General features: G+C 44.8%; 20 protein-coding genes and 1 pseudogene. 12 read left to right on the top strand and 9 right to left on the bottom strand.

Annotated features, from left to right (window positions below):
* Positions 1-103: 103 nt before the first annotated feature.
* The 4 genes from SUN_RS06290 to SUN_RS13715 form a co-directional block, all read right to left on the bottom strand.
* Positions 104-520, bottom strand: coding sequence for a DUF4442 domain-containing protein (locus SUN_RS06290; protein WP_011980906.1), 417 nt, complete (start codon positions 518-520; stop codon positions 104-106).
* A gap of 37 nt (positions 521-557) precedes the next feature.
* Entirely contained in the window at positions 558-950 is a 393-nt protein-coding gene (locus SUN_RS06285; protein WP_011980905.1) for a VOC family protein, read from the bottom strand.
* Positions 947-1,243, bottom strand: a complete 297-nt coding sequence (locus SUN_RS06280; RefSeq protein ID WP_011980904.1) for a helix-hairpin-helix domain-containing protein — start codon at positions 1,241-1,243, stop codon at positions 947-949. The genes SUN_RS06285 and SUN_RS06280 overlap by 4 nt, the downstream gene beginning before the upstream one ends.
* A gap of 93 nt (positions 1,244-1,336) precedes the next feature.
* A complete protein-coding gene (locus SUN_RS13715; RefSeq protein ID WP_011980903.1) occupies positions 1,337-2,200 on the bottom strand; it encodes a homing endonuclease associated repeat-containing protein in 864 nt (287 codons plus the stop codon).
* Between the two features lie 473 nt (positions 2,201-2,673).
* Here SUN_RS13715 and SUN_RS13040 point away from each other — a divergent pair, with 473 nt between their 5' ends.
* The 12 genes and pseudogenes from SUN_RS13040 (at position 2,674) to SUN_RS13030 (ending at position 17,352) form a co-directional block, all read left to right on the top strand.
* Positions 2,674-3,306: an IS5 family transposase gene (locus SUN_RS13040; protein WP_050748042.1), complete on the top strand. Its 633-nt coding sequence runs from the start codon at positions 2,674-2,676 to the stop codon at positions 3,304-3,306.
* Between the two features lie 71 nt (positions 3,307-3,377).
* A pseudogene (locus SUN_RS13775) lies at positions 3,378-3,587 on the top strand (transposase); the annotation flags it as partial.
* A 423-nt stretch (positions 3,588-4,010) separates the two neighbouring features.
* On the top strand, positions 4,011-6,425 hold the full coding sequence (gene ppsA / locus SUN_RS06265; RefSeq protein WP_011980902.1) for a phosphoenolpyruvate synthase: 2,415 nt from the start codon (positions 4,011-4,013) through the stop codon (positions 6,423-6,425).
* A 13-nt stretch (positions 6,426-6,438) separates the two neighbouring features.
* Positions 6,439-7,716 (top strand): phosphopyruvate hydratase, encoded by a 1,278-nt coding sequence (eno, locus tag SUN_RS06260; protein WP_011980901.1) that lies wholly within the window; start codon positions 6,439-6,441, stop codon positions 7,714-7,716.
* Between the two features lie 12 nt (positions 7,717-7,728).
* Positions 7,729-8,742: a type I glyceraldehyde-3-phosphate dehydrogenase gene (gene gap, locus SUN_RS06255; RefSeq protein WP_011980900.1), complete on the top strand. Its 1,014-nt coding sequence runs from the start codon at positions 7,729-7,731 to the stop codon at positions 8,740-8,742.
* A 10-nt stretch (positions 8,743-8,752) separates the two neighbouring features.
* Entirely contained in the window at positions 8,753-9,658 is a 906-nt protein-coding gene (locus SUN_RS06250) for an aldolase (protein ID WP_011980899.1), read from the top strand.
* Positions 9,659-9,683: 25 nt separating this feature from the next.
* A complete protein-coding gene (locus SUN_RS06245; protein WP_011980898.1) occupies positions 9,684-11,078 on the top strand; it encodes a dihydrolipoyl dehydrogenase family protein in 1,395 nt (464 codons plus the stop codon).
* 22 nt (positions 11,079-11,100) lie between these two features.
* Positions 11,101-12,441: a 2-oxo acid dehydrogenase subunit E2 gene (locus SUN_RS06240; protein ID WP_011980897.1), complete on the top strand. Its 1,341-nt coding sequence runs from the start codon at positions 11,101-11,103 to the stop codon at positions 12,439-12,441.
* Positions 12,438-13,766, top strand: a complete 1,329-nt coding sequence (locus SUN_RS06235; protein WP_011980896.1) for a dihydrolipoyl dehydrogenase family protein — start codon at positions 12,438-12,440, stop codon at positions 13,764-13,766. The genes SUN_RS06240 and SUN_RS06235 overlap by 4 nt, the downstream gene beginning before the upstream one ends.
* A 261-nt stretch (positions 13,767-14,027) precedes the next feature.
* Complete coding sequence (locus tag SUN_RS06230; protein ID WP_232501357.1) at positions 14,028-14,948, top strand: TIGR00730 family Rossman fold protein; 921 nt, start codon at positions 14,028-14,030, stop codon at positions 14,946-14,948.
* A 68-nt stretch (positions 14,949-15,016) separates the two neighbouring features.
* Complete coding sequence (locus SUN_RS06225) at positions 15,017-15,775, top strand: DUF6629 family protein (protein WP_011980894.1); 759 nt, start codon at positions 15,017-15,019, stop codon at positions 15,773-15,775.
* A gap of 347 nt (positions 15,776-16,122) precedes the next feature.
* Positions 16,123-17,352, top strand: coding sequence for a GGDEF domain-containing protein (locus SUN_RS13030; RefSeq protein ID WP_011980893.1), 1,230 nt, complete (start codon positions 16,123-16,125; stop codon positions 17,350-17,352).
* A 44-nt stretch (positions 17,353-17,396) separates the two neighbouring features.
* Here SUN_RS13030 and SUN_RS06215 read toward each other — a convergent pair whose 3' ends face one another.
* From SUN_RS06215 to SUN_RS06195, 5 genes are all read right to left on the bottom strand, one after another.
* The gene (locus SUN_RS06215; protein ID WP_011980892.1) at positions 17,397-17,783 is read right to left on the bottom strand and encodes a class II SORL domain-containing protein; all 387 of its coding nucleotides are present in this window, start codon (positions 17,781-17,783) and stop codon (positions 17,397-17,399) included.
* 80 nt (positions 17,784-17,863) lie between these two features.
* On the bottom strand, positions 17,864-18,301 hold the full coding sequence (locus SUN_RS06210; protein ID WP_011980891.1) for a heme-binding domain-containing protein: 438 nt from the start codon (positions 18,299-18,301) through the stop codon (positions 17,864-17,866).
* Positions 18,302-18,423: 122 nt separating this feature from the next.
* Positions 18,424-19,308 carry a CoB--CoM heterodisulfide reductase iron-sulfur subunit B family protein gene (locus tag SUN_RS06205; RefSeq protein WP_011980890.1) on the bottom strand — a complete coding sequence of 295 codons (885 nt, stop codon included), beginning with the start codon at positions 19,306-19,308 and terminating at the stop codon, positions 18,424-18,426.
* A gap of 9 nt (positions 19,309-19,317) precedes the next feature.
* Positions 19,318-20,307: a succinate dehydrogenase/fumarate reductase iron-sulfur subunit gene (gene sdhB, locus SUN_RS06200; RefSeq protein ID WP_011980889.1), complete on the bottom strand. Its 990-nt coding sequence runs from the start codon at positions 20,305-20,307 to the stop codon at positions 19,318-19,320.
* 10 nt (positions 20,308-20,317) lie between these two features.
* Entirely contained in the window at positions 20,318-22,045 is a 1,728-nt protein-coding gene (locus tag SUN_RS06195; protein WP_011980888.1) for an FAD-binding protein, read from the bottom strand.
* Positions 22,046-22,101: the final 56 nt, after the last annotated feature.

Genomic DNA, 22,101 nt, shown 5'->3' with positions numbered 1-22,101 from the left:
AGATTATAAGGTTTTAAATTTCGTGAACAAGAAATTTGTAACGGTAGAATAGAGCTAATAAGTCGTCGTAAGGCTACTTTATTCGCTTCTATGTCTTGTTATCTTATTTTTTTGTTACTTGAACAAACCAGTTAAACTTACCGTTAAATGTTTCTACTCCATCACTATCAATCAATTTAATGTCAATAGTAATGTTTGCACGTGATTTTTTTTCAAGTTGTTCTTGAAATTTAGACTTTATATCATCATCAATTGATGCAAATGCAATAATGTTATTTTTTGAAAGTTGTTTAAACTTAGTTTCACAACTTCTAAAAACTGGAACAGTTTTTTCAATTAGCTCTGGAAATCTACTTTGTAGATAATCTATACTGGCAGTCTCAGCTAATGTAAATTGGGAACCAGCATGTTGAGTTTGAAAAAAACTTTCTGTCTTTTCCTGAAATGGCAGTTCTAGGTTGCCATCATGGTTTCTAAAAATACCTAAATATTTAACTAGTGGAATGTTTTCAACATTCATAACTGTTCCTTTTGTAAGATAATGCTGGCGGTGATTCTTAGCTGCCGATTGGTGAACATAGCTCAATTACTGAACCATCCACTGCTCTAACATAGCCAACAAGCTGGCCCCATGGCTTTTCTTCAGGCTCCTTGATTGGGATTGCCCCCGACTCAACAGCTTTATTAAAGGCCGATGCTACATTCTCTGTAACAAACGCCAATTCAATGCCAAAAGGTTCAGCTTCTACACTTGCCTTTATGTACTTTCCGCCAAGGTTCATATTTCCCATTTCATGGGATGCAAATGCCAATGTTGTTTCACCTGTGTTCAACTCGCCATAAGCTTTGGACTCATGAATGAATTTGATTTCAAAACCAAACGCTTTAGAATAGAACTCCAGTGTTTCTTCTACGGATGAAACATATATTATCGTATATCCATATTTCATTTTATTTCCCTGTTTTGATTCATCTCGTTTTTTCGAGTCTCGGTAAAAGACCACCATGGTAGTGGTTCTCCGCCCTCCATGAAATGGATGACAGACATAAACACATCAATAACACATGGATCATGCCTTTTCCCTGATATCGCGCAAAGCTTTTCATACATTTTGAGGGGATCATTTCCGATCAAATTTTTCGGATGGTCGATACCAATCATATGAAGATCATGGGCAGTGGCTCTTCCGATATTTGGAAGATCTTCCAACCTTGATACTGATTCTCTGTCTGGGTTCTTCATGTGATTTCTTATGCGGCTAACGTTTGTCGTGAGCAATAATTTTCCCGCTAGGGTAAATTATTGGTCTCCTCGTATTTGTTATGTTTTCTTTTTTCAAACTAAGTCACTTTTTCCTAAGTTACAATCTGAGCATAATGTTTGTAGATTTTCTAATACAGTTTCGCCACCTTTAGACCATGGATAAATATGGTCAACATGTAAAATTGTTTTTGGGTCAGTTGCAGGTGACCTTCCACAATTTTTACATTTAAAATTATCATTTTGAAATGTTCTAAATCTTAATCTAAGGTTGATAGTTCTTGATGTTTTATGATGAATTGAATTTAAGGGTAATTTCTTTGGTTGGCTTTCTTCTTTTATTAAAGCTTCAGGCTCTTCTTGATTCGTATATTCAATAAAAGCTTCTAGTGTTTTTCTCCAATTACCAAATCTATTACTATATGTATTTCGAGTTATTTTTGATGGCTCTTCACTCATTTGAGTAACAGTTGGTTGTTTACCATGATATATCCAAACATTCAATATGTTTTCAAATAAATCTTTGTTAGAGTATCGGTTTTGCGAACTTTCAACAGTTAAACCAGCTTCTTTAAGTGCATTTGACCATGAACCAAAACAACGTTCTATTTTACTTGTATTCGATATTTTTTTGTGTGTATTGAAAACTGCTCGACTTAAAATATTTACGTTAGGAAGGTTTGAAATTCTTTTAAGTTCTTTGATTAAATCATTCTTTGTAATTTCATAATCTTTAAGAGATGAAAGACCTGCTTTTTCAAGAGCTTTAATCCAGCCACCAAATCTTTTTCTTAATGTTCCTTCTGAATACCTGCCATGTGTATCATATTCTTTTCTCGTGATTTTTGTCTTATTAAGTTCTTTGGCGATTTTTTTCAAATCACTAATAAGGTCTTCGTCAGAAGAATTTCGATTATCTGGTTTCAATTCAAACTTCATTTATTAAAAACTTCCTTTTCTTCATATTTTGTGAACATAACTATTTATTAACAGAACACTTTGTCCTGCTATTACGATATTTCAGTATTAATAGTATATCCAATATGTCTCGTTATTTACGAAAAGAGATTAAATTTGTATATTTTTATAGTATTTCGTGTTTTTATAACATTTGATAATGTCCCTTTAGGCTGAAATTAGCCATTATCCAGACAAAGTGTTCTATTATTTGTTGATTTCTGGCAATAACGGACAAAATGTCCTGTTTGTAAAACCTCATAAAATTATATAGTCACTCCTTAAAAACCCAAACACCTCCTTAAAACAGGCACTTTGGAAGCGATAAAAGGGTATAATAACGACCAATAAACATACTAAAACAGGTCACTTCCTGGTCGAAACAGGTGTTAAAATTGCTTCCAAAGTCCCCTAAAAATAATCAACCCAATCTTTTTCATTCACAGCTTCGAGATATGCTGGATTCAAATGATCCTCTCATTGCCCTTGCAGATACCATAAACTGGGAATTCTTCGATGAATCCTTTGCCAAATATTACAGTGATGAAGGAAGACCGGCAAAGCCAATCCGCCTTATGGTCGGACTGCTGCTGTTAAAACAGTTGGAGAATCTCTCTGATGAGAATGTGGTTCTACAATGGAAACGTAATCCTTACTACCAATACTTCTGCGGTATGACAGAATATGTTCCGGCACTGCCTTGTGATGCAACAGAACTTGTCAAGTTCCGTCAGCGTATCGGAACAGAAGGGGTAGAGTCAATCTTTGCAATGAGTGTTGCATTGCATGGTAAAGATGCTGAGGAGAAACAAGTTATAATCGATACCACTGTGCAAGAAAAGAACGTCACTTACCCAACAGATGGGAAACTGGCTATCAAGATGATACATCATCTACATAAGATTGCCAAAGAAGAAGGCATACAGTTAAGAAGAACCTATGTTAAGGAAATTAAAGGACACCGTATTTCACTTCAATTTTTCAGACATCCAAAGAAGATCAAGAAAGCAAGAGCTGCCATGAAAAAACTTGGAACCATTGTTGGTATTCTTATCAGGGATATTTCAAGAAACCTCGATGAAGCATAACTTGAAAAACATAAAGAAGTATTTGATCTCTATACAAAAGTGATCAATCAAAAGAGGTAGACGGTACAAAAATCTGCATTCCTGATACTCCAAAGAAACGAGATACCAAATACCAGAAAGAACAAAAACGAAAGAAGTTTAGAAGACGGGCTGCCATTGAACCCATCATTGGTCATGTCAAGTCAGACCATAGGATGCAGAGGAACTATTTGAAAGGATTTGTGGGAGATCAGACCAACCTTTTACTGGCTGCAACGGCATTCAATCTCAAGAAGTGGATGAATAACTTCTCTGTGGTGCTTTTTTTAGTCAAAATTGCATATGTCATTTACTTTATGCTGCATATCAGAGCCGAAGAAAGACGAAAATATGCTGATCTTTATCTGATACTTTACAGGTTGTGGTAGAATTGATGGTATAGAATAGTTGGTCTGTCTGAGAAGTAGGTTTTTCAGGGTTGACTACTTATGTTAAGTTTGTATTTCAAGACTATTCCCTACATACAGTCTCAATAATAGGTTTCCCAAATCCCAAAATAGAAATAAGTGATTAGTTTTATTAGATTGATGTTAATTTATTTATGGTTGAATTGGTGTTAGATTTGTGGATACTAACAAATGGTAAACAAAAATCGTAGTATACTTATTTAATGTGTAAATTTGAGCAACTTTTAAAATATATGATTAGATCAAAAAGGGTATGCAATGAGTAAAAATATCAAATGGTTCAATGAGATAGGTATTGAGGATGTCGCCGAAGTCGGAGGAAAGAACGCTTCTCTTGGTGAGATGTACCAAAACCTGACACAGGAGGGCGTCCGTGTTCCCAACGGTTTTGCCGTGACCTCCAGTGCCTACAGACATGTACTGAAAAGCAACGGTGCGTGGGAAAAGCTTCATGCGCTGCTTGATGACCTCGATGTGACCAGTGTCGATGCGCTTCAGAAAGCGGGAAAGGCATCTCGAGAGATCGTTTACAACTGTGAGCTCCCCGATGATCTCAAGTCGGAGATCCTTTCTGCCTATGCAAAGCTCAAAGAGGAGTATGATGAGAGCCTCTCACTTGCCGTCCGATCTTCTGCTACAGCCGAAGATTCTCCCGAAGCCTCTTTTGCCGGACAGAACGACACTTACCTGAATATTTCGAACGAAGACGAACTGATAGACGCCTACAAACGCTGTCTGGCTTCCAACTTTACCGACCGTTCCATCCACTATAAATACGACAATAATTTTGACTACCTCAAAGTCTATCTCTCTGTGGTCGTGATGAAGATGGTGCGTAGTGATATCGGTGCGAGCGGGGTGATGTTTTCTCTCGATACGGAAACAGGGTTCAAAGATGTCGTATTCATTAACGCCGCGCTCGGACTTGGCGAGAATGTCGTACAGGGTACCATTAACCCGGATGCTTTCTATGTTCATAAACCTACCTACAACAAAGGGTTCAGAACGGTTCTGAAGCGTTCTCTTGGTTCCAAAGAGAAAAAGATGATCTTCACCGATACGATCAACCTGGACAATATTGCGGTGGAGTATACGAAGAATGTTCCGACGACAGAGGAAGAGCAGAACCGTTTCTGTATCACCGACGAGGATGTCATGGTACTGGCCGGCTATGCTATCAAAGTGGAGAACCATTACTCACAGAAAGCGGGCTTCCATAAACCGATGGATATGGAGTGGGCAAAGGACGGGATCGACGGGCATCTCTACATGGTACAGGCACGTCCGGAAACGGTTCAGTCACAGAAAAAGGGCAATGTCCTGGAAACCTACCACCTTAAAGAGAAAGGCAAAGTCCTGGTAACCGGACAGGCCATAGGTACCAAAATAGGGCAGGGGAAAGCGCACTACATCGCAAGCGTGAAAGAGCTCGACACCTTTAAAGCGGGCGAAGTACTCGTCGCCGATACGACCAACCCTGACTGGGAACCCATTATGAAGATCGCTTCAGCTATCATCACGAACAAAGGTGGGCGTACCTGCCATGCGGCGATCCTGAGCCGTGAACTCGGCATTCCGGCAGTGGTCGGGTGTGACAATGCGACGGAGGTTCTCAAAGATGCAGATGAAGTGACAGTGAGTTGTGCTGAGGGGGAAGAGGGACATATCTATGAAGGTATTTTGGATTTCGAGATCATTAAAACAGACCTGAGCAACCTTCCCAAAACAAAAACGGAGATCATGATGAATCTCGGTAATCCGGATATCGCTTTTTCACTCTCCTCATTGCCGGTCGACGGGATCGGTCTTGCACGTATGGAATTCATTATCAACGAATACATCAAAGCCCACCCGATGGCGCTCAAGCATCCCGAAAAAGTGGATGAAGCTACAAGAGCCAAACTTCAGGAGTTGACACAGGCATATGATTCCATGGAAGACTTCTTTGTCAAAACACTTTCCGAAGGGGTGGCTACCATCGCTTCGGCTGTTTACCCCAAGCCCTGTATCGTGCGTATGAGTGACTTTAAATCGAATGAATATGCCACGCTTCTGGGCGGTGACACCTTTGAGCTTAAAGAAGACAACCCCATGATCGGATTCCGCGGGGCATCACGTTACGCCCATCCCAACTATGAAGAGGGCTTTGCGCTTGAGTGTGCGGCCATGAAGCGTGTACGCGACGAGATGGGATTTGATAATGTCACTTTGATGATACCGTTCTGCCGCAGGGTGGATGAGGGACAAAGGGTCATCGATACGATGGCCAAATACGGACTCAAACAGGGCGAGAACGGCTTGAAGATCTACGTAATGTGCGAGATTCCGAATAACGTCATCCAGATAGATGCCTTCAGCAAGCTATTTGACGGTTTCAGCATCGGAAGCAATGATCTTACGCAGCTTACCCTCGGTGTAGACCGTGACAGTCAGGTGGTCGCGTTTGATTATGACGAACGCGACGAGGGTGTCAAAGAAATGATCAGAATGGCGGTCGAAGGATGCAAGCGCAACAAACGGCACAGCGGTATCTGCGGTCAGGCACCGTCAGACTATCCGGAAATGGCGGAGTATCTTGTGCGGCTTGGCATCGAGTCGATGAGCCTGAACCCCGACAGCGTGCTGAAGACCATAGAGAACATCGGCAAACTTGAAAAAGAGCTGGGAAGATAGAAAAGGATAAGAAATGTCAAAGAGCAGTATAGTATCGATCGACGCCATAGAGATCCTCGATTCACGGGGCAATCCTACCGTACGGGTACTGATGGAACTCGATGACGGTACGGAAGCGAGTGCTTCGGTACCTTCGGGTGCCAGTACGGGAGAGTACGAGGCGCATGAACTGCGTGACGGTGACAAAAAGCGTTACGGAGGCAAGGGCGTGAAAAAGGCCTGTGAGAATATCGTAAAACAGATCGCACCGACCCTGTTGGGCATGGATGCTTCGGAACAGGCAAAGATAGACCGTACACTGATCGAACTCGACGGTACGGACGATAAAAGCCGTCTGGGTGCCAATGCGATCCTCGGGGTTTCCATGGCGGCGGCCAAAGCGGCGGCACAGAGTCAGCATACACCACTGTACCGCTACCTCGGCGGTGCGGAAGCAAGACGTCTTCCCGTACCGTGCATGAATATCCTCAACGGCGGCGAACATGCAGATAACAGTGTGGATTTTCAGGAATTCATGGCGGTACCGCACGGTGCACCCTCTTTCTCCGAAGGGCTGCGCTATGTGGCAGAGACTTTCCATACGCTGAAAAAACTGCTGCATGAGAGAGGTCTTGCCACCTCAGTCGGCGATGAAGGCGGTTTCGCTCCCGATCTCGGCAGCAACGAAGAAGCCATTGAGCTCATTGTAGAAGCGATCGAAAAAAGCGGTTACCGTCCCGGAGAAGATATCTCCATAGCTATCGACAGTGCGGCCACTTCGTTCTCGACTGACAAAAAAGGGCATTACGACCTGAAATGGTCCGGTGCGGGAAAAATGCAGAGCAATGACCTCATTGCACTGGCCAAAGAGTGGGTTGACAAGTATCCTATCATACTCTGGGAAGACCCTTTGGCAGAAGAGGACTGGGAGGGATTCGCCCAGTTCACCTCTGCGCTCGGGGACAAGATAGAAGTGGTTGGTGACGATATCTTTGTGACCAACACGAAATTCATCTCCCGCGGTATTAGAGAACATACGGCCAATGCCTCTCTAATCAAACTCAACCAGATAGGCACGGTCAGCGAGACCGTTGCGGCGGTCAGGCTCTGCGAAGAGAACGGGTGGAGATCGTTTCTTTCCCACCGTTCCGGTGAGACTGCAGATACCTTCCTCGCCGACTTTGCCGTTGCCATGCAGAGCGGCCACCTCAAAAGCGGGTCGGCCTCACGCAGTGAACGCCTTGCCAAATACAACCGCCTCCTAGAGATCGAACACGCTCTTGGCACGGATGCCAAATACTACTGGAAATAGAAAGGAAACTTCATGAAAAAACGTATTGCTATCAACGGACTCGGACGCATAGGGAATCAGGTACTCAGACACTATATACATGCACTGCCCGCACATTGTGAAATTGTCGCCGCCAATACATCGAGTGTTGAAGATGCAGCCTATCTGCTTAAATATGACTCTGTACACGGACGGGCGGATTTCGACATCGGTACGGAAGAGAAAAAACTCATTATCGACGGGCACGAGATCGCGATCGTCAGCAGCCATGACCCCCGCGAACTGCCGTGGAAAGAGCTGAATATCGATATTGTGCTGGAGTGTACGGGACATTTCACCGAAGGCAGCCTTGCGGCACAGCATCTTGAAGCCGGTGCAAAAAAAGTGATCATTTCCGCTCCCGGGAAAAATGTGGACAAAACGATCGTGCTCGGGGTCAATGAGAACGAATACGATCCCGCGGCGCATCATATCCTCTCCAATGCTTCCTGTACGACCAATTCACTGGCACCTGCCATGAAAGTGCTCGAAGAGAATTTCGGTGTAGAAAATGCGATGATCACAACAACTCATGCCTATACTTCGACACAGACAACGGTGGACAAGCGTGCGAAAAAACGCAGACGCGGCCGTGCGGCAGCGGTAAACATCATACCGACTACGACAGGTGCGGCGATCGCGACAACAGAGGTGATCCCTGCACTCAAAGGCAAGATGGAAGCGATGGCGCTGCGCGTACCGGTACCTGATGGTGCGGTGACTGAGATCGTGGCACTGCTGAACAAGCCGGTGACTGCCGAAGAGGTGAACAAGGCATACAGTACCGCGGCTGGGGGCGAGATGAAAGGTATTCTTGATATTACGACGGAAGAGGTCGTCTCCTCCGATATGCTGGGTAATCTGCACTCAAGCATTATCGACGGTCTCTCGACGGCGGTTGTAGGTGAGCGTATGGTCAAAGTGCTGGCATGGTATGATAACGAATACGGCTATTCGCAGCGCCTGCTGGAACTTGCCGATTATGTCGCGAAAAAAATGGAAGCGTAAGGAGAAGATGATGAAAATGACACTCCCGGCAGATGTCCCTGCCGATAAAGAAAAAGCGTTTATTGAGAATTTCGAGAAAACGACCGGCGGAAGCGGACGGCTAATGCTCTTTGCCGGAGACCAGAAAGTCGAGCATCTCAACAATGACTTCTACGGTGAAGGTATTCCGCTCGAAGACAATGACCCCGAACATCTTTTCAAGATCGCCTCAAAAGCCGACATCGGTGTCTTTGCGACACAGTTCGGGCTCATTACCCGTTACGGACGTGACTACAGCGATATTCCCTATCTGGTAAAACTCAATGCCAAGACCAATCTCATCCCCTACGAAGCCAAAGACCCTTACTCACAGCAGTGGTTGGAAGTGGAAGATATCGTCCGTTTTCAAAAGAGCAGTGGGCTGGATATACGTGGGGTGGGGTATACGCTTTATCTGGGCAGCGAACATGAACATGCCATGCTGCGCGAAGCGGCACGTATCGTGCATGAGGCGCATCTCAACGGCTGGATCGCTGTGCTCTGGATCTACCCGAAAGGCAATTTTGTCAAAGACCAGCATGACAGACATCTCATTGCCGGTGCGGCCGGAGTAGGTGCGGCACTCGGAGCGGATTTTGCAAAACTCAAAGTACCGTACATAGACGGTAAACTCGATACTGAGGGGTTGAAAGAGGTGACAACCGCTGCGGGACGGACAGGTGTGCTGTGTGAAGGCGGGGACAAAACGTCGCCTGAAGCATTCCTGATGGAACTGCATGAACAGATACACCATGGCGAAAGCCGCGGGAACGGAACGGGGCGCAACATCCACCAGCGTCCACTCGATGAAGCTATCCGTATGGCGGATGCCATTTATGCGGTCACGGTCAAGAACGCTTCTGTCGAGGAAGCTTTGCAGATACTGGAAGGTAAGTAAGAGCCTTTCAAACAAAGGAAAAAGAATGAAGAAATATGATCTCGTAGTCATAGGGGCAGGGCCCGGCGGTACGCCTGCGGCTATGGCAGCGGCACAGTTTGGTAAAAGCGTATTGCTCGTCGACAAGAGAGATGCACCCGGCGGAGAATGCCTTTTTGAAGGATGTATTCCCTCCAAAGTACTGGAGAATGCCGCCAACCGGTTTGAAATATTCAAGGAGATGAAAGCCTTTCATATCGATGTCGATGGCAAAGAGCAGATACACTGGGAAGCCGTACTTGAGGACAAAAAGCAGATACTCAAACGCAGGTCGATGGGGGCGTTGAAACAAGTGGAGAGGTTTCCGAACCTGGAGTTCAGACAGGGAACGGCACGCTTCACCGATACGCATACCATTGATGTCGATGGAGAGAAGATCGCCTTTGACCATGCGATCATCGCGACAGGTGCTGCAGCATTCCTTCCTCCCTTTGAAGGGAAAGGGGTCAAAAATGCCTGGACCAATGCGGAAGTTTTTGAAAAAACGGAACTTCCCGAAGAGATCACCTTTATCGGTGCGGGAGCGATCAGCTGTGAGCTGGTACAGATGTTCAACAAACTGGGAACCAAATGCCACATGCTTGAACGGGGTGAAAGAATTCTGAAGCACATCGATGAAGAATCAGCCATGGTGGTGCAGGAGAAGATGATACGTGAGGGCATCGATGTGCAGCTCAATGTCACTTTTGGAAAAATAGAGGGTGAAGAGGGGGCGTTCTCCGTCAGCTATACGCAGGACGGTGAAGCAAAAGTCCTTGAAACACCCTATCTGCTCATCGCTACGGGACGCGCTGCCAATGTGGAAGGTCTCGGACTTGAAACTGTAGGCGTGGACTTCGACCGGCACGGTATCCATGTCGATGAAACGCTGCAGACCACGCAGGAGAACATCTATGCGGTAGGAGACTGTACGGTAGGGCCGAAGTTCGCACACTGGGCCACCTATGAAGCGGGGATAGCCATCCATAATATTTTCGCACCTATGAAGCATAAAACAGATATGTCCAAACTCAGCTGGGTACTCTTCTCAGATCCGCAGATCGCCTCTGTGGGGCTTAGCGAAGCGGATGCACAGAAACAGGGGATGGAAGTGTCCGTAGAACGTTACGACTATGCCGTGGATGCCCGTGCCCAGCTTGACAAAGCGGAAGAGGGCTTCCTGAAATTCGTCATAGAAAAGAAAAGCGGGATCATACGCGGTATTCAGATCGTGAGTGAGGATGCTTCTTCTCTCAGTGGTGAAGCTTCTCTGATCGTTGCCAATGAACTCAAAGCGATGGATGTAATGAAAACGATCCATCCGCATCCGACACTGACGGAAAGCTTCGGAAAACTGGCACAGCAGATTTTTTTTAAAAGTATGATGCAGCCAAGAAGATAAATAAAAGGACAGGAGGAGTGCTATGGACTACAAGGTCGTGATGCCCCGTCTATCGGATTCGATGGATGAAGGACAACTGGTAGAATGGAAGATCCGGCCGGGGGATGTGGTCAGGAACGGTGACGTAATCGCAGAGGTCGAGAGCGACAAAGCGGTCATGGAGATACAGATCTTCAAAAGCGGGACGGTAAAAGAACTGCTCATAGATGCGGGTAGTACCGTGCCGGTCGGAACGCCGATGGCGGTGATCGATACGGATGTGGGCTCAGGAAGCAGTGTTAAAACGGAAGAAAAATCCAAAGAGCAAAACAGCACGTCAGTCTCTGCAGCCCAAAAACCTACAGAAACCGTACCTGTAAAAGAGAAGCGTCCTCCTGCAGTAGAAACGAAAAAAGCACCTGTTGAAACCCAGGCATCTGTACCAAGTGCCATCGATATACTTATGGGGATTTCTGATACTTCAACAGAAGAGAAGTCCTCCTATACCGGAGGCAATGCATCGCCAAGAGCCAGAGCGCTTGCCGCGAAGTACGGTCTTGACATTGAAACACTTCAGAATGAAGGCAAACTGCCTGTCCCGGCACATTCGGCAGATGTAAAAGGATATTGGTTGCGTCGCTACTTTACCCCCAAAGCACTTGAACTCATAGCCAGGTACAACCTTTCGATCGATCTTTTCGAGGCGCGGAAGAAGCATGACGAAGCCGAGATCATAGCCTATATCCAATCGCATGAAGTACCTCTGCCCGAACCGATCGACATGCCGCACAAAGCGATGATAGCCATCGTGAATGCTGCGCAGAAACGTCCGGTCTACCATATGACGGACCGTATCGATGCCACGTTGCTGAACCACTATGTATCCAAAGATCTGACGATCACGGTCTGGTTGCTCAAACTCTTTGCTGAAGCGATGATGCGGCAGAAGTATTTCCGTTTAACATTGACGGACGATCATATGCAACTCTGGCCGAATGCTTCCATCTCCGTTGCCATGGCCCATGGCGAGTACCTCTATATGCCGGTATTCAAGACAGTGAACACAAAGAACCCTGCGGCGATCGCAGAAGAACTGCATCAGTTCAAGACAAAGATCTCCCAAAAGAAACTGACGAAGGAGGACCTGACAGGTTCGACCTTCGGAATCTCCAATCTGGGGATGACCGGTATTGAACAGTTCGATGCGATGATTAACAAAGATGACTGTGCCATAGCGGCGATCGGCAGTGAGATTGAGGGAAGGATCACCGTTACTCTCACGGTCGACCATCGCATCGTTAACGGATATCAGGCGGCATTGTTCATGCAGGAACTCAAAACACTGGCACAGGATGAAATGTTCTTTAAGGAGGTAGCACAATGATTTACGACTATGATATTCTTTTTCTGGGCGGAGGCCTGAACTATGCGGGTGCCGTAACTGCGGCGAAAGCCGGGCTGAGAACGGCACTGGTAGAAAAAAAGATGGTACATCTGGGAGGGACCTGCCTGCATAACGGGTGTATCCCTTCCAAAATGTACCTGCATGCCGCTGAAACGGTCCTGGCTTCAAGAAAGAACCATTTTACGGGGAAGATAGCCCTGGATATGGCAAAACTCGATGCCGAAAAAGAGGCCATGCTCTCCAGGGCGACGGGTGCGATCACAAAGCAGTGCAGCGATGTGGAGCTGATAGACGGGGAAGGGGTCCTTACCGCACCATATACCGTAAAAGTCGCTGACCGTACTATTACGGCAAAACATATCGTCATCGGTACAGGATCCTCTGCATTTATCCCTGAGGGGGTCGACTATGACGGAGAAGATGTCATCAGCAGTGACGATGTGCTCAATATGAAGGAGCTTCCCGAGAAGATCGCAGTGTACGGCTCCGGAGCGATCGGTCTGGAAATGGCAAGCTTTTTTGCGGCTGCAGGAATAGAGACCGAGCTGATCTGGCGGCATGATAGGCTTTTGAGGAAAGCACATCCTACGATCTCAAAGCATTTGATGAAACAGTTCGAGAATCTCGGTGTGACCCTGATGGGATACCAGACGATCAAAACGGCTAAGAAGACGAAGCGCGGCGTGCATATCGTCTTTGGTGATGGGAAAGAGCACTACGTACCCAAACTGCTGGTAGCCACCGGCCGGCGTGCCAATACGGCTGCCATACAGACCGAGGAAGTGAAGGTCGGCAAAAAAGGGATAGAGACGGACATGCATTTTGAAACGACGCTGCGAGACCACTACGCCGTCGGAGACTGCAACGGAAAGATTCAGCTTGCCCATGCCGCCCGGGCGGAAGTACTCTATGTGGTCCGCCGTATCCTTGGGAAGCAGCGTGAAGCGATACGTATAGATAATATCGTCAAATTCATACATACGCTGCCCTCATCCTATGCCTATGTCGGAAAGATACGCTCGCAACTGGAGGATGAGGGTGTGATCTATCATGAGAGCAGCGTGCCGCTGGGAGGATTGCCCTATCCGCATATCAACGATGCCGACCTCGGGCTCATGGCTGTCTACAGTGATGAAGAGAACTTCATCATAGGTGCCGAGATCTTTGCGCCCCATGCAGAAGAGCTTGTTGCCATCGTTGCCATGGCGATCGCCGGAGAGATGGATGCCACACTCGCCAAACGGACGATACTGGCGCATCCCACCTTCAGCGAGAGTCTGGAAAAAAGTTTTATGCGTCTATAAGGTCATTACGCTAAAACGATACTTACAGCCGTATAGCAAGAACTATCGGGAATGGATTTTCCTCTGGTGAACGTATATATTATCTAAAAAATTTTCCCGATGCTTGTATCGGTTGGAGTCTGTCAAAATAATTTATCGAGGGTTCCGTCCCGATGATAAATTTAAAAACCATTTGATACCCCGTTGCTTGCAGCGGGGTAGTTCATTGAAAAAAAGTAAAAAGTGAGTTCTGATATGCAAGAAAAAAACAATAAAAAAGAAATGTTTTACAAGATACCAAAAGTTCATAAAAAGCTAATGCCATGGCAGCACCCTAAACCTGAAGAGGAAGAACCTGAGGTACGTGAACGTATTGAAGCTATTATGCGTAACCACAATTATATAGAGGCAGACAGTGATTCTGATTTTCTTCGAAGAGATGAAGTACGTGGCGTTAGGCTTGAAGTAGATTACCTTAAAACAGAGTTACTGCTGAAAGAACATGGCATAGAGCATACTATTGTAGTTTTTGGTTCAACACGTATTTCCGAAGAATCTGAAATAAAAAGACGTATCGAAAAACTCGAGGAGAGCCTTAGTGACAAAGGTGATAACAGTGACATGGAAAGGGAGTTGCGTACGACTAAAAACCTATTGGCAAAAACCCATTATTACGATACGGCAAGGGAATTTGGACGGCTTGTAGGTAATTCGGGGAAAGGTCCTGATGACGCAAGAGTCACACTGATGACAGGGGGAGGGCCGGGCATAATGGAAGCGGCGAACCGTGGGGCTTTTGATGTCGGTGCTAAAACGATAGGACTGAACATCACTTTGCCGTATGAACAGTACCCCAATCCCTATATCACACCTGAACTCTGTTTCCGGCTCCATTACTTTGCTGTCAGGAAAATGCATTTTCTCAGACGTGCCAAGGCACTGGTGGTTTTTCCTGGCGGTTTTGGTACCATGGATGAGTGTTTTGAGGTCCTGACTCTGGTTCAGACACGAAAAGTCGATCCCATTCCCATCATATTCGTAGGGGAAAGCTACTGGAAAAACATGGTCTATTTTGAAGGTTTTGTGGAAGAGGGTGTAATAGACCCGGAAGACATGGATATATTTACCTTTGTAGAAACGGCTGAAGAGGCCTGGGAGACGATACTTCAATGGTATATTGATAGTGATGATCCTCTGGTATAGAGCACTGTTCTGAAGATCCCATTCTATTAGTCAATTCTATATTCAGAGGGTTTAAGTATAATAATCCTATGTTTTCTATTATTTTGAATTTTACCCTTTCGGGTGCACTTTTTGTCGTAGCAATCCTAACTTTCAAAAAGGTCAGCATACCCAAAGAGGTGGCCTTTGCCAGCTTGCCGTTTCTCTTTGCACTGCATCAGTTCACGCAGGGATTTGTCTGGCTGGGGATGTATGGCTTGATCGGTCCTCGTGCTCTGGGTCTTGCGGAAGGTATTTTCGTATTCTATGCACAGGGATTGCTGCAATTCCTCATTCCTTTGTCACTCTGGCTCATCGAGCCGGCAGGAACACGGAGAAAACTGATAGGGGTACTGATGGTTATCGGTGGTATCCTTACGGCGTATACACTCTACGGACTTGCCGAAGAATCTACCTCTGTTTATGTAAAAAATCATATACTGGTCTATGTCAATGAATGGACAGACAAAATCTGGGTAGGGATCCTGTACGTTCTGACCACATGCGGTGCACTACTTTTGAGCCGAAGTATCGCTATACAGCTTTTTGGTTTACTGAACTTTTTATTTCTAGTCCTTGTCTATGTTTTCATCCCATACGGTTTGACTTCTGTCTGGTGCCTCTATGCCGCTGCGATCAGTGTCCTGCTCTACTTCTATTTTGTAGAACGCCGTATCGCTTTCCTGCAGATACTGAAAAAGAAAGAGGTTGATTTCAACTCCAAGCTGGAAAAAGAGTTGAACACTCTGAAACACCGTTACCCAAAGTTGAGAGAAAAATGGCAAAGACGTTTTAGTGTGGACAGATAATCTTCTCACCTATCTGTCTAAAGCCTTCTGTTTTTATTGGCTATAAACAGTGGTGCCAACTCTATCTTATTTTCTCTTACTTCCACTGCTATGATTCCTTTTTCTTTTTATCATAGCTGGTTTGGAATTTACAGAATTATTTTTACGTTACCTCACTCACTTTCAAAAATGTGGTATATCAGAGCAGAGGAAAGACGAAAATATGCTGATTTTTATCTGATGCTTTACACAGGTTGTGGTAGAATTAATGGTATAGAATAGTTGGCTTGTCTGAGAAGTAGTTTTTTCAGGGTTGACTATTTAGAGTTATATGTATTTATTATCAGTCTAAAATCAAAAGGGGAAGTGTGCAGTATAAAAATGCCAATTCTAAAAAAATATTACTTGCAATAATTTTATATCTCTTTTGGGTTGGCTATTTTACTGTAAATAACTATATAGAAGAGAAGAATAGAATATACAAAGAAATAGATACAAAACTTATATCTGGTGCTAAAATTTTACCTTTACTGCTTTCTAGTAATTTCCATAAAAAAGAAATGAATAAAGATACTGTTAGCAAAGAGGAAGACTGGAGAAATATTATCTTAATTTCTAAGGTTGCTGATGTAATGGGACTGAAATATATTTATTCATTAATATTAAAAGATGGCAAAATATACTTTTCCTCTTCAAGTGGAACTGCTGAAGAACGGAAAACTCACCACAATTTAGCAACCTATTTTACACATTATGATGATGTCCCTCCAGAAGTTAAAATGGCTTTTGATACGGGTAAAATACAGTTTGCTGAATATTCTGACAAGTGGGGAGACTTTCGTAGTGTATTTATCCCAATGCTGACAAAAGGTAAGGTAACCTATCTAGTTGCGGCAGATATCGAAACTAGTTATGTTAAATCATTATTAAAAGATTCTCTGTTTAAAAGCTTGATGAATTCTTTATGGTTTGTAATGTTTCTAGTACCTTTTATTATTTTTTATTTTCGAGAACTATGGTACTCTAAAAAAGCTTTAGAGTCAAAAGTCGAAAAGCGAACTAAAGAGTTGAATAAAACAAATGAAAAATTAAAAAAATTGGCATCTACAGACCCATTGACTGAGTTATTTAATCGAAGACATTTTGAAAGTTTAACAGAGCCATTCTTGGAACTTGCAAAAAGAAATGATACAGAGATAGCCATCATAGTGATAGATATTGATAATTTTAAAAAAATAAATGATACCTATGGACATAAAGTTGGTGATGATGTTATTGTGGATTTAGCCACAATCTTAAAAAGAGGAAGTAGACAAAGTGATATTGTATGTAGATGGGGCGGAGAAGAGTTTATAATACTTTTAGCAAATACAAATGGTAAAAGTGTTCTTACAATTGCTGAAAAAATAAGAAAAAAAGTTGAAAATCTTGTTAGAACTCTTGAAGATGGAAATGAATTGAAGTTTACAATAAGTTGTGGTGTAGCATTAGTTAATAAGGAAAGTAATACAAGTATACATAATGTTATTGATAGAGCAGACAGAGCACTTTACAAAGCGAAAAATAGTGGAAAAAATAAAGTAGTAGAAAGTACTTAGTCAACCCTGAAAAGGCTTCTAAAACCCGCATAGCGGGCCTTGTATTAGTCTGCTACAGCTACTTCAACAGGAGTAGATTCCCAGATTCCGTGTTTTGTACAGTAACCGTGTGCAACAAGGTTAAGTTTGCTTTTCATTGGTCTGATGTTGAATGTTACTTCAGCATGAGATTTTTCGTTACCGAGTGTTCCCGGTACGAATGTAGCCATAGCGAGTTTTGTGTCACCGTCAAAAAGTGTGATAGACTCGATGTAGTGGTCGAAATCATCCGGGTGAGTGTATTCCTGACCCATTTTAACGTTTACTGCAAGCATTTCACCTTTTTTTGCGTCACCTAAAACGGTGATGAACGGTGAGTGTCTGTCGATAAGGTCTTTTTTTGCTTCTCTTTCTACTGTGTCGATGTCAACATATTTATTAATTTTTGGCATGTTATATCCTTTTAATTTGGTTTTGTACAGTTATTATAACATAAATAATTAACAAATAGGACAAAAATTATCTTATTTGATCAATAATCCTCTTTGATGTTACTTTCCGCCCATTCTTTTATCTGTCTTCTTTGTTCTCTACTGAGTTTGGCCTCTTCATGCAGGCTAAGATACATTGGCATAGGCATAGAAAAGTTTATGGTCTTTGCAATGCCCTTGTAGAGTTTCTGTTTCTTGTCATCATCATAACGGTACCATGTCTGAAAGTTCAGCCACTCACGTCCCTCTTTGATATGGCTCTTGACTTCCCATGAGAGAGGCGCTATATTACCGTACCATGGCATTTTCGTTTCATAGGAGTGGCAGTCATAGCAGGAAGTCTTCAGCATCTTCATGATCTCTGCGGGTGCCTTGATCTCTTCATCCGGAGTGACCTTTTCGGGTTTGGGTATGGATATTTGGATGGCCTGTATAAGGATGAGGGCACCGAAGAGCCAGGCAAGTATTATTTTGAACATGAAATATTCCTAAAATTATATTTTTTGCATTATAGTGGATTAATACTAATCATAGTTAAATTTGAAATATTTAGTTGGGAGAAAAACAGATACTCCCGCAGAATACGGAAGTATGTCAGCAGTTATGCCGTAAGGTGAGTGGCTTTCTGAACGTGGTAGTTCAGTCCGATCTCTTTTGGTGTACAGCCGAGTGCAAGCGCAACCATTTGAGGCATGTGAAGAACGGGAAGTTCTATATCGCGTCCGATAACCTTGCCTACATCGTCCTGGTAGGTATCCATCTTGAGATGGCAGAGTGGGCAGGGTGTTACCATGATATCAGCATTGTTGTCGATAGCATCTACCATGGCATTACCTGCAAGTATTTCTGAGGTATGGTTCGCCTGAAGCTCTACGTGGAAACCGCAGCACTTGTTCTTGTGGTCGTAGTTGACCGGATGGCCCTCGAGCGCATCGATGAGCTGGTCGAGTGAGGTAGGGTTGTACGGGTTCTCTCCGCCGTTGCTCGTGTGGTGCAGTTCGGACGGGCGGATGTTGTGACATCCGTAAAATGGCGCAATGTTCAGATGGCTGAGTGGTACCTCCACCTTATCCTTGATGTTTTCAAGACCATACTCGTCGATGAGGCAGTAGAGGAAGTGTTTGATCTCTGAAGTACCCTTGTATTCCAAGCCTACCTCTGCAAGTTTCTCGTTGACCCTCGCTTTGAGATCCGGATCCGTGTCAAGCGCATGTTTTGTCATGGCAGAGTTGAGCTGACAGGTGTTACAGATGGTGATCATGGTAAGACCAAGCTTTTCTGCATAGCAGATGTTCCTTGCATTCAGTACATGTGCCAGGAATTCGTCGAAGTCCTGAAGATGGCTCGCGCCGCAGCAGGAAGCCTCTTCCAGAATGGTGATTTCGATACCCAGTTTATCCGCTACTGCAAGCGTAGATGACAGTAGTTCAGGTGTGGACTGCTTTGCGGTACATCCTGTAAATAGTGCATATTTTAATTTGCTCATCGTTTCTCCTTACAGCTTGTTCGTTTGTGAGATCTCGATGAGTTTCTGGATTTCATCAAGATTTTTGGATTTAGGCACATTGTCCACCCAAGGCAGTCCGTCGTTCCAGTGGATCTTGCCGGCTTTCATCATTTTCATCGCGGTTTTGAGGTGTTTGTACATACCGAGGTACCCCTCTGAATATACCACGATATCCGCTTCGTCAAGGAAACCGTGCTTTTTGATACTTCGTACAAAACCTTCCGCGTGTCTTGTAGCGACATTGCTTTTTGCCACATGCTGCTCAAACTGCATATTGTGCAATTTAGTGATCTTCTCGATAGGATTGATATCTTTGGGGCAGGCTTCGGCACACTCGAAACACTTCACACAGTCCCAGACACCCACACCCGGTTCAGCTGTGAGTTCAAGTCTCTCTTTGCCGGCATGGTCTCTGGTATCGACCGTGAATCGGTATGCTGCATTGAGTGCTGCAGGCCCGAGATAGTCAGGATTCGCTTCAAGTGCAGGACAGGAGTAGTGACAGGCACCACACTGGATACAAAGGTCAGAATCAAGGAATTTGTTGAATTCTGCAATACTCTGCTTTGTTTCATGCTCGGGATGCGGGTCGATATCTGCAACTACATACGGCTGGACCGCCGCATGTTTGTCCCAGAAGTCCTTTTTGTCGATGATCATATCTTTAACCACGCGTTTTTTACTGGAAGGTTCAAATACCAGTTCATTGTTGAACAGATCAAGCAGTTCAATGGCATTCTGTTTACATGCCAGTGTCGCTCTTCCGTTCACCTTGATCGCACAGGCACCGCAGATACCGTGCCTGCATGAACGTCTGTAGGAGAAAGAACCGTCATGTTCCCATTTGATCCTGTTGAGGAGGTCGAGAATGAGTTCATCTTTTCCCACTTCCATCTCATACTCTTTATAGTATGGAAGATAGTCTGTTTCAGCATTGAATCTGAATGCTTTTATCGTTACTTTTCTTGTATCACTCATCATGCCCTCCTTAATATGTTCTTTCTTTAGGTTCAAACTTGCCGAGGACAACGTCTCCCCATTCCGTGGTTATGTTGAAGTCTTCATCCATATAGGCGTACGTATGTTTGAGGAATCTTTCATCATCTCGTGTCGGGAAGTCTTCACGGTAGTGGCCACCGCGGCTCTCTTCTCTGTTGAGCGCGCCTACGACAATGAATTTGGAGAACTCAAGCATATGACCAAGCTCAAGAGCTTCCTGCAATTCGGTGTTAAAAGTATGAGACTTGTCATCAATACGGATGTTATTGAAGCGCTTCAGCAGTCTGTCGATCAGTTTGAGCTGTCTTTCCAGTGATTCTTTAGTCCTGAATACACCTGCATCAGCTGTCATCCCGTTCTGCAGTTCCGTTCTGAGGTCCGCAACCCTCTCTGTTCCATTGGATGTCTTGATCCTCTTGAGCTCATCGAGCATTCTCTGTGCATCTGCTTTGTTCGCTTTACGCAATTCTACACCTTCATCAAGTGCTTTTACCATGTTTTCACCGGCATGACGTCCGAAAAGCAGGGCTTCGAGTACCGAGTTGGCACCCAGTCTGTTTGCTCCGTGTACGGAAACACAGGAACATTCACCCGCAGCATAGAAACCTTCTACGAACTCCGTAGGGCTTTTGCGTACCTGACAGTCGATATTGACCGGAATACCCCCCATGGAGTAGTGTGCCGTTGCAGAGATATGGATAGGCTCTTTAAGCATATCCTGCCCCTGGAAAGCGATGGCGAGTTCACGAAGCTCCGGCAGTCTTGTCAGAATGATCTCTGGGTCGAGGTGCGTCAGGTCGATATTCACGGACTGACCGTCCTTACCCACACCGCGTCCCTGACGGACCTCTTCCATGATCGCACGGCTTACAACATCCCTTGATGCAAGCTCCATAGCATTGGGAGCATACTTGGACATAAATCTTTCACCTTCAGAATTGTAAAGACGACCCCCTTCACCACGTGCTGCTTCAGAGATAAGTACCCCCGAACCACCGAGTCCGCTCGGGTGGAACTGTACGAATTCCATATCTTCAAGCGGAAGGCCGTGTCTTGCAACGATTGAAAGTGAATCACCCGTATTGGCATGCGCATTGGAGTTAAATCTGTACGCTCTTGCATGTCCGCCTGTCGCAAACATGGTTACTTTTGCATTGAAAATAGCCGGCTCTGAATTACGAATGTTGAAAGCAGAGACCCCTGAAACTTTCCCGTCTTCATACAGCAGGTCTGCGCAGTACCACTCATCAAATACTTCAATACCTTCACGGAATGCCTGCTCGTAGATTGCCTGGAGCAATGCAAGCCCGGTTCTGTCTTTCGCATAGCAGGCACGGGGTTTGGACTGGCCGCCGAATGGTCTGATAGCGATATCACCTTCTTCATCTCTGGAGAAGACCGTTCCCATGTGCTCTGCCCACCGGATCGTTTCAGGGGCTTTGGTACACATAAGTTCGACTGCATCCTGGTCCGCAAGGTAGTCAGACCCTTTGACTGTATCAAATTCATGTAGTTCCGTAGAGTCGTCTTTACCCAAAGCGGCATTGATACCACCCTGTGCAGCACCCGAGTGTGACCTCAGGGGATGAAGCTTGGTGATGACCGCAGTCTTTTTCCCCGCAGCTGTCAGTTCTTTGGCAGCAGCGAGACCGGCAAGACCGGCACCGACAATCACAGCATCATATTCGTAGATTTTAACATCTGAGTTCGTATTCATAGTAGCTATGTCCTTTGTTGCAATTTACATTGATTATAGCTATTTAGTCATTAAGT

It is taken from the genome of Sulfurovum sp. NBC37-1, assembly GCF_000010345.1.
GTDB lineage: Bacteria > Campylobacterota > Campylobacteria > Campylobacterales > Sulfurovaceae > Sulfurovum.
This window is presented reverse-complemented; position numbering and strand designations above follow the sequence as displayed.